The sequence below is a fragment of the Phyllobacterium brassicacearum genome (genome assembly GCF_003010955.1).
GTDB lineage: Bacteria > Pseudomonadota > Alphaproteobacteria > Rhizobiales > Rhizobiaceae > Phyllobacterium > Phyllobacterium brassicacearum.
The window spans coordinates 363,221-376,645 of the sequence record NZ_PGGO01000001.1 but is presented as its reverse complement, the minus strand read 5'-3'; the positions used below and the strand labels follow the sequence as shown (position 1 = coordinate 376,645).

Annotated in this window: 11 protein-coding genes; 9 read left to right on the top strand and 2 right to left on the bottom strand. The window is 58.0% G+C overall.

Annotation, left to right across the window (positions count from 1 at the left end; translation table 11 throughout):
* Window positions 1–117: 117 nt before the first annotated feature.
* From CU102_RS01840 to CU102_RS01825, 4 genes are all read left to right on the top strand, one after another.
* Window positions 118–789, top strand: a complete 672-nt coding sequence (locus CU102_RS01840; RefSeq protein ID WP_106709241.1) for a hypothetical protein — start codon at window positions 118–120, stop codon at window positions 787–789.
* Between the two features lie 296 nt (window positions 790–1,085).
* Window positions 1,086–2,720, top strand: a complete 1,635-nt coding sequence (locus CU102_RS01835) for a hypothetical protein (RefSeq protein WP_166648289.1) — start codon at window positions 1,086–1,088, stop codon at window positions 2,718–2,720.
* Complete coding sequence (locus tag CU102_RS01830; protein ID WP_166648290.1) at window positions 2,711–3,673, top strand: autotransporter outer membrane beta-barrel domain-containing protein; 963 nt, start codon at window positions 2,711–2,713, stop codon at window positions 3,671–3,673. Before CU102_RS01835 ends, CU102_RS01830 begins: the two co-directional genes overlap by 10 nt.
* 96 nt (window positions 3,674–3,769) lie before the next feature.
* Entirely contained in the window at window positions 3,770–4,756 is a 987-nt protein-coding gene (locus tag CU102_RS01825; RefSeq protein ID WP_106709238.1) for an Lnb N-terminal periplasmic domain-containing protein, read from the top strand.
* Here the strand turns inward: CU102_RS01825 and CU102_RS01820 are convergent.
* On the bottom strand, window positions 4,753–5,184 hold the full coding sequence (locus CU102_RS01820; RefSeq protein WP_106709237.1) for a nucleoside deaminase: 432 nt from the start codon (window positions 5,182–5,184) through the stop codon (window positions 4,753–4,755). The genes CU102_RS01825 and CU102_RS01820 overlap by 4 nt on opposite strands.
* A gap of 125 nt (window positions 5,185–5,309) precedes the next feature.
* Between CU102_RS01820 and CU102_RS01815 the strand changes: the two genes are divergently transcribed.
* Genes CU102_RS01815 through CU102_RS01795 form a run of 5 tightly spaced genes read left to right on the top strand, consistent with a single transcriptional unit; the run spans window position 5,310 to window position 11,446 of the window.
* Window positions 5,310–7,136 (top strand): pseudouridine synthase, encoded by a 1,827-nt coding sequence (locus CU102_RS01815; protein WP_106709236.1) that lies wholly within the window; start codon window positions 5,310–5,312, stop codon window positions 7,134–7,136.
* A 12-nt stretch (window positions 7,137–7,148) separates the two neighbouring features.
* Window positions 7,149–7,706, top strand: a complete 558-nt coding sequence (gene rsmD / locus CU102_RS01810) for a 16S rRNA (guanine(966)-N(2))-methyltransferase RsmD (protein ID WP_106709235.1) — start codon at window positions 7,149–7,151, stop codon at window positions 7,704–7,706.
* Between the two features lie 48 nt (window positions 7,707–7,754).
* A complete protein-coding gene (locus CU102_RS01805; protein ID WP_106709234.1) occupies window positions 7,755–9,233 on the top strand; it encodes a M16 family metallopeptidase in 1,479 nt (492 codons plus the stop codon).
* Complete coding sequence (locus tag CU102_RS01800) at window positions 9,230–10,528, top strand: M16 family metallopeptidase (RefSeq protein ID WP_106709233.1); 1,299 nt, start codon at window positions 9,230–9,232, stop codon at window positions 10,526–10,528. The genes CU102_RS01805 and CU102_RS01800 overlap by 4 nt, the downstream gene beginning before the upstream one ends.
* 15 nt (window positions 10,529–10,543) lie before the next feature.
* Window positions 10,544–11,446 (top strand): patatin-like phospholipase family protein, encoded by a 903-nt coding sequence (locus tag CU102_RS01795; protein ID WP_106709232.1) that lies wholly within the window; start codon window positions 10,544–10,546, stop codon window positions 11,444–11,446.
* Between the two features lie 6 nt (window positions 11,447–11,452).
* Here CU102_RS01795 and CU102_RS01790 read toward each other — a convergent pair whose 3' ends face one another.
* Window positions 11,453–13,291: a monovalent cation:proton antiporter-2 (CPA2) family protein gene (locus CU102_RS01790; protein ID WP_106709439.1), complete on the bottom strand. Its 1,839-nt coding sequence runs from the start codon at window positions 13,289–13,291 to the stop codon at window positions 11,453–11,455.
* Window positions 13,292–13,425 lie beyond the last annotated feature (134 nt).

Here is a 13,425-nt window from a genome sequence, read left to right as displayed (position 1 = left end):
AGTTAGCCTCATGTAAAAGGCTTGCCATTGAACTGCCTGATTTAAGAGGCAGGGCATTGATCAAGCAAATTTGATCAGCAGGCGGATCTGCACAGTTTCGGGTTGGAAGTGGCAAGCATGGATTTGAACGGACGCATTACAGTTCTCGGTGCATTGATCGCGTCGTTGGCGCTTGGCGGCTGTGTTTCCTCGCCAACCTATGGCACCGACAAGACGGCCGGCAGCCAGCTCCTCGACGATGTTTCTAACCTCGCTTCGTTCGGTCCGAAGAAGAAGAACCAGATTGCTTACAATCCCCGTCCGGAACTCGTACGTCCTGGCGAGGGCAAGGCACCGCAATTGCCAGCGCCGCAAAACAATGTCGTTGCAGAAAACAGCGCAGCGTGGCCGGAGTCGCCGGAGGCGCGCCGCAAGCGGATTCGCGATACCGCAACAGCCAATCAGAACAATCCGAACTTCACACCTGAAGTCGAGAACGACATGCCGCTGGCTAAGGCGGACACGAGCAAGTCAGATTATGGCTTCTTTGGTGATAAGACGCCAAAGGTTGTGCCGCACGGGGCAACGGACCAGAGCGCCGAGTTTCGTGCCCGCAAGCTTGCCTCCACTGCAGGCTCGCCGACGACACGCCGCTATCTGAGCGAGCCGCCGCTGGAATACCGTGCACCTGCACCAACCGCCGCTACTGACGATCTGGGCGAGGATGAAGCCAAGAAAGAGCGCGAGCGCAAAGCCGCCGCCCGTAAGGACAAGGGCTTTAGCTGGAAGAATCTTATTCCCTGGGAATAGAAGATTCAGAGATCCCGCGACGCGTGGTTCTTAGATCCGCAACTGTTTAACGCCACATTCTTGACGAACGCTTGATGTGGTCAAGAACTGCAACTAATTGCAACTAAGACGATATTTGCGCACTTTAATGCTAAAGTGCTATTGTTTCTAACACGAATTGAAACCTTCGAACGTTGATCGGATGTTCGGATGTTAGGACAACGGATAAGACCACTCCTGCCTTGCGCATGGGTCTGACAGCGATTTCTTTTTGCTTTTTTCTCCTACCTGCGAATCCGGGCATCGCACAACAGATCGTGACAAGCGATCAGGTCGAGAGTGGAATCCTGTCGATTCCCGGGCCACAACACAGCCCTTGGGATGTGGGATTTCTGCTTAACGTTGGCCGTGATGCTCAAGGGGAATTGATCATACGCGATGGCGGTGTTGCTTTTCTCACGCGCGTCGATCCGATTGTGGTTCGAATGGTGACAGAAGCCGGTGGGGATGTTGGCGGTATCGGCAACATGCTGGTGACAGGCGCAGGCTCGTCCTTGGACTATGGCCATGAAATGCGGATCGGCGGAGTCGGGACAGGCTCTGTTGTCATTGAGAATGGTGCAAGGGTCTTCGATGCGGGCCCAGATTTCAATGGTAATGCTCCAGCAACAGCGATCGGGGTAGGACCCGGTGGCTCGGGTTCAGTCCGCGTTGCCGGCACGGGCTCAATTTGGGAAGCCGGAGCGCGGTTGAGCGTCGGCACTCAAGGCGCGGGTTCCTTGGATGTTGTAGAAGGTGGTCGCGTATCGAGCGATACGGCTGTCATCATTGGACGATTGCCTGGGGGCAACGGCACCGTCCTCGTTTACGGCGCGAATTCGGTACTCGATCCTGGAAGCTTCCTGTTCGTCGGGCTTGGAGGCGCTGGACTGCCTGCACAGGGCATTGCGGCTGGCGTGGGGACGGGTAACGTCATTGTCTCGGGCGAAGGATCCGCGCTTGCCACCGGATCGGTATTGAACATAGGCAATTCCGGTACCGGAACTTTGACTGTCGGTACTGGCGCCACTGTAACAAGTCCCGCCGTAACAATCGCATCCGAACCTGGTTCGTCCGGCACGCTCAATGTACTAGGCGGAGCCTTGCAAACGGGCACCATTGTCTTTGGCGCAGGAAGCGGCAAGTTCAATCTCGACCCCGCGACGGACTATAATCTCACCGCTCAATTGAGCGGTGCGGGCACATTCAACGTTCTTTCAGGCAAGGTGATCCAGACAGCAGACAGCAGCGGCTTCACTGGCAATACAAATGTCGCGGGGGGCAATCTGATCGTCAATGGCACGCTCGGCGGGGTGATCGTTGTTCATGAGGGTGGTCTGCTCGGCGGAACGGGCACCGTAGGCTCCACGTCGATCAACGATGGTGGTCTCCTGGCACCGGGTAGTTCGATCGGTGCGCTGCACGTCAACGGCGATCTCGCATTCAACGAAGGGTCCATCTATCGGGTCGAGGTTGACCTAGCTGGCACCAATGACCAGACCCTGGTCTCCGGAGTAGCAATGTTGAGCGGCGGACATGTGGATGTCATCGCGTCAGCTGGCAGTTGGCGTGTAGGCACCGTTTATACCATCCTTACGGCTGCAGGCGGATTGAACGGCAGCGAGTTCCTCGGTGTGTCGTCGAATCTCCAATTCCTCGATCCGACGCTCACCTACGACCCTACCAACGTCATGCTGATGCTGCGCCGCAACGACATCGACTTCTCCGATCTGGCGAAGACACCCAATCAGCGCCGGGCGGCAAAATCCATCGATGACTTTGTCGCGCAGGATCCTCTACCAGACGACAATCCTCTCATCGGAAAATTGCTGGGATTGGACAAGGCGACCGCGCCGCTGACGATCGCCCAGCTTCCCGGCGAAATTCACGTTCTCTCAAGAGTGTGCTGTTAGATGACAGTCGTTTTATACGCGATGCTACCAACGACCGACTCCGTGCGGCGTTCGACGGTGCCGCGCCGCCGTCGGTGCCGGTTCTGGCCTATGGGCCATACGGCATCGAGCCTCAGGCTGCCGCAAGCGATCGCTTCGCGGTTTGGGGGCAGGGGTTCGGGTCGTGGGTCGATTGGAACAGCAATGACCAAGTACCCAGCCTCGACCGAACGGTCGGCGGCTTTCTGGTTGGCGGTGACGCGCCGTTCGGTGAATATGCCCGCATCGGTGCGCTGGCCCATTACAGCCGCACCAGTATTGACGAAGCGAGTCTGGATGCTTCAGCCGATATCGATAGTTATCATCTTGGCATTTATGGCGGTGCCGAGTTCGGGGCTTTGAACCTGCGCTCGGGTGCAAGCTATACGTGGCATGCCATCGACACGGATCGTTTGGTTCAATTCACAGGCTCGCAGGAACATCTGACGGCCGGCTACGACGGTGGAACGGCACAAATCTTTGGCGAACTTGGCTATGAAATTCAGGTCGAAAGCATAGATCTCGAGCCCTTCACCAATCTGTCTTATGCCAATCTACATGTCGACAGTTTCGATGAAGAGGGTGGTTCCGCAGCGCTGGCCGGTGCTTCATCGGACACCGATGTGACATTCTTCACGCTTGGATTGCGAGCCTCAAAACAACTGCGGTTGGGCGATGCCGAGGCAAAGCTGCGAAGCATGGCCGGCTGGCGTCATGCTTTTGGCGATGTCACGCCGTTATCATCGCTTGCATTTGCCGGTATGGAAAGCTTCGAAATATCGGGATTGCCGATCGCCCGGGATGCTGCGCTGGTCGAGGTGGGAGTCGATTTCAATCTGGCGCCCGCCACAACGTTTGGCCTCTCCTATCGTGGGCAGATCGCCAGCGAAGTGCAGGATCATGGTGTCAGGGCGGATCTGACGGTGCGATTCTAACAACGGGAATTGTGGAACGGATTGGTGTCCGGTCCGTTGTTTTCGTCTACAAGGGAAGCGCGCCGCTTCCATCCTTCCAATCGAGGACCGCAACAATTGTTCATCCTGCGCTTTCTTGGCCTGATCCTGCTTGTCCTGCTGACGCTCTTAGCCTTTCTGTGGGGCGGATTTGCACTCTGGTATCAATTGCCGTTTGGAATTGTCGGTAACATTGGTTGTCTCTTGCTCTGGGCCGCTATCGCTTTCGCGGTCCTCTGGCTCGAATTCAATGGCCGCCCTTGGCGGGCGCTGATCGTGCTTTTGCCGGTCATGATCGGCCTCGGATACTGGTGGAGTACGATCAAACCGTCTTTGAACCGCATATGGGCCGATGACGTCGCCCAGACGGTAACCGGTACGCTGGGCGGCAACTATGTAACGCTGTCCAATGTGCGCAATTTCGAATGGCGAAGCCAAACCGACTATACGCCGCGCTGGGAGGTTCGTACCTACGATCTGGACGATCTGAATTCGGTCGACGTTTTTCTGTCCTATTGGTCCAACCCCGCCATCGCCCACACACTCGTGAGTTTCGGCTTTGACAATGGCGACCACGTTGTGTTTTCGGCCGAGATACGCAAGGAGCGTCACGAGCAATTCTCGGAAATCGGCGGCTTCTTCAGGGAGTTCGAGCTTGCGATGATCGCCGCGGACGAACGCGACATCATTCGCCTTCGCACCAATATCCGCAAGGAAGACGTCTATCGTTATCGCATCAATCTCAAGCCGGAGATGCGGCACGCATTGTTCCTGTCCTACCTCAACAACGCCAATCAACTCGTAACGACGGCAAAATTCTACAACACGATTACAGCAAACTGCACGACTGTCATCTTCGACATGGTGCGCGCGCTCACACCGGATATTCCCATCGACTATCGCATTGTACTGTCGGGTTATCTGCCTGGTTATCTCTATGACCGCGGTGCCATCGATCACCAGAAGCCCTTGGACGACGTGATTAAATCGGCTTCGATCAACCAGCGCGCCTTGGCTGCCGACACAGATCCGGATTTCTCCGCAAAGATCAGGGTCGAAAACTAGGGCCTCTTGGCACGGAAAAACGCTTTCAGGATGGTTTCTGCTTCCTGTTCCTTGAAGCCTGAATAAACTTCCGGTGCGTGCAGGCAAGTGGGCTGCGCAAAGAACCGGGCTCCGTTTTCCACCCCGCCGCCCTTGATATCCTGGGCGCCGTAGTAGAGCCGTCTGATCCGGGCGAAAGAGATGGCGGCGGTGCACATCGTGCAGGGCTCGAGCGTCACATAGAGATCGCAACCGGTCAGGCGTTCGTTGTCGAGAACCTTGCAGGCTTCGCGAATAACGAGAATTTCTGCATGAGCGGTCGGATCGTTCAACTCGCGCGTTCTGTTTCCTGCGCTCGCAAGAATCGTTCCGTCCTTGACAAGCACAGCCCCGATCGGCACTTCGCCGCGCGCCGCAGCGCCATGCGCCTCCGCGAGGGCCATACTCATTGGATCAGTTTCTTGGTTCACGCCGTGCTCATCATTTATCGACCGTTTACGAAAGGGTCGCTTAGAATTTACTCGCAAGAACACCTCATAGCTGGTAGTGAGCGCTGCTGAAAGGCAAACATTCCATGACAAGTTCAAATGACAACGGGAAGGGCGGCAAACGCTCCTTTGAAAAGCGCGGCTTCGACAAGAAGGGCGGCGACGCTGGCCGTTCCGCGCATAAGGGACCGCGCAAGTCCGATGCCGGCGCGCCTGCAAAGCGCAGTTTCAAATCATCGCATGTGGACGTACCCGTTGAAGAGGGCGAGCGTATCGCCAAGCGGTTGGCGCGCGCCGGAATAGCGTCGCGCCGTGAGGCCGAAACGATGATTGCGGCGGGCCGCGTCTCCGTTAACGGCAAACGACTGGAGAGCCCGGCAATCAACGTGATGCGCACCGATCGCATCGAAGTGGACGGCAAGCCGCTGCCGGAAAAGGAACGGACGCGCCTTTGGCTTTATCATAAGCCGGCTGGCCTCGTGACCACCAATCGCGATCCCGAAGGTCGCCAGACGGTTTTTGAATCGCTGCCAAGGGACATGCCACGCGTCCTGTCCGTTGGACGGCTCGACATCAACACCGAAGGCCTCCTCCTCCTGACCAATGACGGTGGGCTATCGCGTGCGCTGGAACTGCCGTCGACCGGCTGGCTCCGTCGCTACCGGGTCCGTGCCCATGGCAGCGTGACCCAGGAGAAACTCAACACGCTGAAGGACGGCATCGCTGTCGACGGCGTTTTCTACGGCGCTATCGAAGCGACGCTGGAGCGCGAGCAGGGATCGAATGTCTGGATCATGGTTGGCCTGCGCGAAGGCAAGAATCGGGAAGTCAAGAACGTACTTGGCGCGCTCGGGCTTTCGGTCAATCGCCTCATTCGTATTTCCTACGGTCCGTTCCAGCTCGGTGACCTGCCGGAAGGCGCCGTACGCGAGATGAACGGCCGTACCCTGCGCGATCAGCTTGGCGAGCGTCTGATCGAAGAGTCGGGTGCCGATTTCGACGCGCCAATCATAAATGTGTTCTCCAACGATGCCGTAAAGGGAGAGGCTGTGCAGCCTGCTGAAGCACGCGAACGGCCTGTTCGCGGTTCTTCCGAATGGATTTCCAGCGCACCCGTTGCCAAAAGCCGCGGACCCCGCAAATCCAAGGATGAAAAGCGCGAAGAAACGCTTTCGCGCTGGACGACCGACCGTAACGACCGTCCTGCTGCGGCGCGCGGTGCCCGTGATGACCGCCCAGCGCGCGCGCCCCGTGACGATGATCGAAAGCCTCGCGCACCGCGCGACGCTGCGCCAAAGGCAAAACGCGGCAAGGCAGAAGAAGAGATTTCTGAGCGCAAATCCCGCTCCGCCAATGTGTGGATGGCGCCTGGCGCGCGCCCAGTCGGCAAGCCGCGCGCGAAGGCCGAGGCGGAGCGCGGCGAACGCACCCGTTCCGATAGTCCACGCACGGACAAGCCGCGTCGCTCCGGCGAAGGCTCCAGCCGTCCGGCAGGCGATCGCCCCTACACAGGACGTCCCGCGGGTGAACGCTCTTCCGCTGGCTATGGCGGAGACAAGCCGCGCAGCTATTCTACCCGTCCGCCTCGCAGTGAAGATGAACGATCGGAGCGCCCCAAGCGGTCCTTCGGATCTGACCGGGAGGACGGCTCGCGTCCTGCCCGTCCGCCGCGTGTTGGCAAGCGCGAGCGTGCTGCATTGAAGGAACAGGAATCCGGAGGCGCCAAGCCATTCCAGTCTGAGCGACCGAACCGTTCCGAACGTCCCTACGGGGCCAGCGGCAAGCCCAGTCGCGGCCCTGGCCGTCAGGACGGCAGAAGCGGCGATCGTCCATATGGTGGTCCAAAAGGAGCTCCGCGAGGTTCGAGTGGTGGTGCTGGTCGGCCCCCACGCGGCAACAAACCAAAGTCATAAGAGCGTGAACTGATGCGGATTGTCGGCGGAAAATTTCGCGGGCGGGCGCTGGCAACACCAGCGTCCAATTCAATCCGTCCAACGACGGACCGGACGCGTGAAAGCCTTTTCAACATTCTGGTACACAACTATCCGGAAAAGTTTGAATCGACCCGTGTGCTTGACCTGTTTGCCGGCACAGGAGCTTTGGGTTTGGAAGCCATGTCCCGTGGCGCGCGCTATGGCGTATTCATCGAAGAGTCGACAGAGGGGCGTGGACTAATCCGCACGAACGTCGAGACATTCGGTCTGCTCGGCAACACCAAGATTTTCCGCCGTGACGCCACTAAGCTTGGTGAAGCCGGGACCATAGAGCCGTTCGACCTGGTTTTCGCTGATCCACCCTACGGCAAGGGTCTGGGCGAAATGGCTTTCAAGTCCGCGCTTGACGGCGGTTGGCTCAATCCCGACACACTTCTGGTGCTTGAAGAAGAAGCCGAGGCGATGGTCGATCTTGATCCGCGATTCTCGGTTGTCGAAGAACGCCCCTACGGCGGAACAGTCATAAGGCTTGTTACATTGAAGACGTAAAGGCCCGGATTGTATCGCCGTCGTGAAACAGAACTGGATCGATCTGAAATGTCCTTCGCCCTGAGCCGCAACGTTGCGGCAATTTTCCTGGCCGGTATCGTCGTTGCATTGCCTCCCGCTCTGCCGGCAAGAGCGGAAACCGCATCGCAAGCGCCCGCGGCGGCCTCGACAACTGACAAGGACGATGTCTCGTCATTCAATCTGGAAAATGGTCTTGAAGTCGTCGTGATCCCGGATCATCGCGCGCCGGTCGTAACGCACATGCTGTGGTATCACGTTGGATCGGCCGATGAGGAACCAGGTAAATCCGGCATAGCACATTTTTTTGAACACCTGATGTTCAAGGCCACGAAGACCTATCCTGCAGGCGAGTTCTCCCGCAAGGTCGCCGAGATTGGCGGTCAGGAAAATGCCTTCACCTCCTACGACTACACGGCCTTCTATCAACAGGTCGCGCCCCAGGCGCTCGAAATGGTCATGACCTACGAGGCCGACCGCATGGAAAACCTCATCCTCAACGATGATGTGGTCAAGACGGAGCGCGATGTCGTCTTGGAGGAACGCCGCTCGCGTGTGGATGGCGATCCCGGGGCTCTGCTCGCCGAGGAAGTCAATGCAACCCTCTATCAGAACCATCCATACCGCATGCCTGTGATTGGGTGGTTGCATGAAATGCAGCAGCTCAATCTCAAGGATGCGCTCGCCTTTTATGAGAAGTATTACACGCCCAACAATGCAACACTCGTCGTCTCGGGTGACGTCGATCTTGAAACCGTGAAAGCCCTGGCCGAAAAGACTTATGGCAAGCTACCGCGGCGCGCCGAACCAGGAAACCGCGTGCGACCGCAGGAGCCGGAACAAAACACCAAACGCACCGTTTCCATGGCCGATCCACGGGTCTCGCAGCCAAGTTTCCAGAAGATGTGGCTCGTGCCATCCTACACAAGCGCCAAGCCAGGCGAAGCGGAAGCGCTGGATCTCCTCAGTGAGATCCTGGGCGGTTCGACGCGCAGCCGGATTTACCAGGCATTGGTCGTGCGCGATGGTTCCGCTGCCAGCGCCGGCGCATATTACCAGGGTGGCTCGCTCGACGACGGCAGTTTCGGTATCTATGGTTCGCCGCGGGGCTCCGCGACGCTGGAGCAGGTCGAAGCCGGTGTTGACGCCCAGATCGCCAAAATCATCAAGGACGGCGTGACGGCGGACGAGCTTGAAAAAGCGCGAAACCGCTTCCTCAAGAGCATGATCTTCGCCCGTGACAGCCAGTCGAGCATGGCCCGCATCTATGGCTCGACCCTGTCCACCGGTCAAACAATAAAGGATATCCAGGAATGGCCGGATCGCATCCGCGCCGTGAAGGTCGAGGACATTCAGGATGTGGCCAAGCGTTATCTCGTCGATAGCCGTTCGGTCACTAGTTACCTGATGCCGGAAGACGGCAAGCCGGACCAGAAAGTAGAGGAAGAGACACCCGCCTCTGAAGAAACTCAACAACCGGAAGAGCCAGCGCAGGGAGTCGTTCAATGATCAAGAGATTTGTTGCCACACTGCTGCTGGTCCTTTTTGCCGCTGCCCCTGGCTATGCCGTGCAGATCAAAGAGGTTGTCTCGCCCAAGGGCATCCGCGCCTGGCTGGTGCAAGACGATTTCGTGCCCCTGATTTCGATGCGCTTTTCGTTCAAGGGTGGATCGACCCAGGACCCAGAGGGCAAGGAAGGCCTCGCCAATCTGATGACCGGGCTCTTCGACGAAGGTGCCGGCGATCTCGATTCCAATACTTTTCAGGAACAACTCGACGATGTCGGGGCTGAGATGAGTTTCAACGCCGATGATGACCGCATTACCGGTTCCGTGCGCATGTTGGCGGACAAGCGGGACGCGGCGGCCGAATTGCTGACCCTTGCAGTCAACCAGCCCCGTTTTGATCAGGCGCCCATCGACCGCATCCGCCAGCAGGTCGTTGCCGGGATCAATGCATCCGAGCGTGATCCGAACACGATTGCCGGCCGCAAATTTGCCGTGGCCCTCTACGGCGACCATCCCTATGCGCGCCAGTCGGATGGTACCGAGCAAAGCCTGAACACAATCACCCGCGACGATCTGGTTGCCTTCCACAAACGCAACTTTGCACGCGACAACCTGATTGTTGGAGTAGTCGGTTCAATCAGCCCGGAGGACTTGGCGCCGCTTCTCGACAAGGTGTTCGGCGATCTGCCTGAAAAAGCCCAGCTCGAACCGGTAAGCGACGCCCAGCTCGGCTTCGGCCAGACGACACGTTTTGATTACGTGTTACCACAGACCTCAATTTCGATGGTCTACCCCGGCGTCCGGCGCCAGGATCCGGATTTTTTTCCGGCCTACATCATGAACCATATTCTGGGCGGCGGAACATTCTCCTCGCGCATCTACAATGAAGTGCGTGAAAAGCGCGGCCTTGCCTATTCGGCAGGTTCCAACTTGATCAACCGAGACCACATGGCAGCCCTGATGGTCTCGACAGCAACACGAGCCGACCGCGCCAACGAGACGTTGCAGATTCTGAAAACAGAAATTGCCAGGATGGCCAAGGATGGCCCGACGGAAGAGGAGTTGGCCGAGGCCAAGAAATATCTGGTTGGCTCCTATGCCGTAAACAATCTCGACTCGTCATCGGCCGTTGCCAGTACGCTTCTTGGCCTGCAGGACGAGAATCTTGGGCGGGACTACATCGACAAACGTGCGGATTTGATCAACGCTGTTACACTGGATCAGGTGAGGGCAGTGGCCGGGAAGCTTCTTGAAACAGAACCAGCCGTTCTTATTGTCGGACCGCCGCAGTCCTGATTGAGGAGAAACGTCATGATCGCGCGCGATCTGGCAGATGCCGACGGATCGACCGGCGCCATAGGTAGCGCCGGCACTCCCACCTTCGCTGTCGCCTTCGGCGGTGGCGGGGCGAGGGGCCTTGCGCACATCAATGTGATTGAAGCGCTTGACGAACTTGGCATCCGCCCGACGGCGATTTCCGGATCTTCTATTGGTGCGATCATCGGCGCAGGAATGGCGGCAGGCATGTCCGGGCGCGATATAAGAGAGTATGCGATTGCGACGCTGTCGCGCCGCGCGGAGATTGCCGCTCGTCTGTGGCGGTTGCGTCCGGCGAGTTTCGGCGAAATGTTCGGTGGGGGTATCCGCCTCAGCCAGTTCAATATCGAGAAGATCCTGAGGAACTTCCTGCCAGACACTATCCCGGACACGTTCGAGGACCTGCAGATTCCGTTGAGCGTGACTGCTACCGATTTTTACGGGCAACAGGAAGTGCCGATCGCCGAAGGCGATCTTTATAGTGCCATCGCTGCGTCAGCGGCCATACCGGCGCTGTTCAGGCCGGTTCGCCGCGATGATCGCATCCTGATCGATGGAGGTATCTATAACCCCGTTCCCTTCGATCATTTGAAGGACAAGGCGCAATTTGTCATCGCCATTGACGTCGTGGGCGGGCCCGAGGGTGACATCGGCAAGCTTCCCTCATCGATCGAGGCCATGTTCGGCGCGAGCCAGCTGATGATGCAATCGATCATCGCCACACGGCTGCGCACGGACCCGCCGGCCATTTTTCTGCGACCAAGCGTTGTCAAGTTCGGTGTGCTGGATTTCCTGCGCGTTGAACAGGTCCTGCGCGACTCTGCGGGCATCAAGGATGAGCTAAAACGTGCCGTCGACGCGGCCATCACCTATGTCGAACACAAAGAGCTGGAATAACAACGCTCACTCGGCCGGCGTCACGTCGGGTTCGACCGCAACGTCCATCTCGCCGTCGGCAATTGTGTCGATCCGCTTGGCTTCGCGCGTCGGTTTGATCAACGGTTCCGGCATTACCGGGCGTGTCAGCAAGAGATCATTCCCCGCGGTCAGGCCTTCCGAAGCCTGGATATGCAGCCTGTCCTCATCCCGCCGCCTTATGTCCTGCATGATTTCATAGGCGAGTTCTTCGCTGACGCCGAGCTCTTCCAGCGTCCGGCGGCCAAACACTAGACCGGACTCGAACGTTTCGCGCAACTCATAGTGGACGCCGCGTGCCCGTAGTTTCAATGTGTGGATGCGATCATAGGATCGCACGAACAGTTTGATGTCCGGATATTCCGTCTGGATGAGTTCGACGATTTGATCTGTCGTTTCCTTTTTGTGCGTGCATACGGCAACGATCTTCGCCTGCCGGATGCCAGCGGCCTCCAGCACGTCCTTGCGGGTACCGTCGCCGAAATAGATACGAAATCCAAATCGTCCGGCCGCTCGGATACGGTCCGCGGAAGCATCGATGACCGTCACATCGCTGCCGCCTGCCAGCAGGATCTGCGCCGCTATCTGCCCATAGCGCGAGAAACCGATCATCATCACGTCGGCGCCCGCGCCCTCGAAATCTTCATCGATCTCATCGTGCGTGTCGTGCGTGACCAGAAATTTGTCTCCAAGTGCAACCGAGAGCGGCATGACGGCCATCGACAAGGTTACCACGGCAATCAACTCGGAGGCCGTCGAACTGGTCATCAGGCCGGCCGCGGCCGCTGTCGAAAACAGGACAAAGCCGAACTCACCGCCTTGCGGCAGGAAGAATGCAATGCGGATCGCGTCATTGTGGCTGGAACGAAACAGCCGCGCGAGAACGTAGACGACAATTGCCTTGATCGCCATGAAGACGGGAACGGCAAGCAGAATAGTCTTCCAGTTGTCCAGAATGACCTCAAGATCAAGCGAGAGTCCGACCGCAATGAAGAACAGTCCGAGAAAAACACCGCGGAACGGCTCGATGTCAGCCTCAAGTTCGTGGCGGTAGGATGATTCTGCCAGAAGCACGCCAGCGATAAACGCGCCCATGGCCATCGACAGTCCGGCAAACTGCATCAACACCGCAGCACCAATCACGACGAAGAGTGCAGCTGCGATCATCACCTCGCGAGCTCCTGTATTGGCGATGAAGCGGAACAGCGGATTGAGCAGATAGCGGCCAACAGCCACGATTGCGCCGATGCAGATCACCGCAATGAGAAGTTGTCCGAGCGGATCAGCCTCGTGCTGTGCCGAACCAGGCGCAAGGACCGGGATCATCGCCAGCAACGGAACGATGGCCAAGTCCTGAAACAGGAGGATGGCGAATGAAGTCTGCCCGTGTTGCGTCGCAGTTTCCCCGCGTTCTTCCAGAATCTGCATGGCAAAGGCCGTCGATGACAGCGCAAGGCCAAAGCCGGTTATCAGGGCCGCCTGCCAGACCATGAGATCGAATGCCAGAAGCAAGCCTGTCAGGGCTGCGCCTGTTACGATAACTTGTGCAGCGCCCAACCCGAAAATCGCGTGGCGTAGTGTCCACAGCCGTGAAGGCTTCAGTTCCAGGCCGATAACGAAGAGCAGGAACACCACGCCAAGCTCTGAAAAATGGAGGATCTGTTCGCCGTCGGTAATGAGGTTGGCAAGCGGCCCGATCAATAAGCCCACTGCGAGGTAGCCAAGCACCGTTCCCAGGCCAAGGCGCTTGAACAGCGGGGCGGCAATGATCGCTCCGGTCAGTAGTGCCAGTGCCTGAAAATAGAGGTTACCGCTTTGCGAGAGCATCTGTTCGTGATCCGGACTGTGAGATTGTTGGGCGTGTTTGCCTTGATAGACCCCAATTTGCATCATATAGGAAGGAATGCATCTGACCTTCGTCGGATAAGTCCTTGCATCCCATCATGCAATCAACCTTAGGG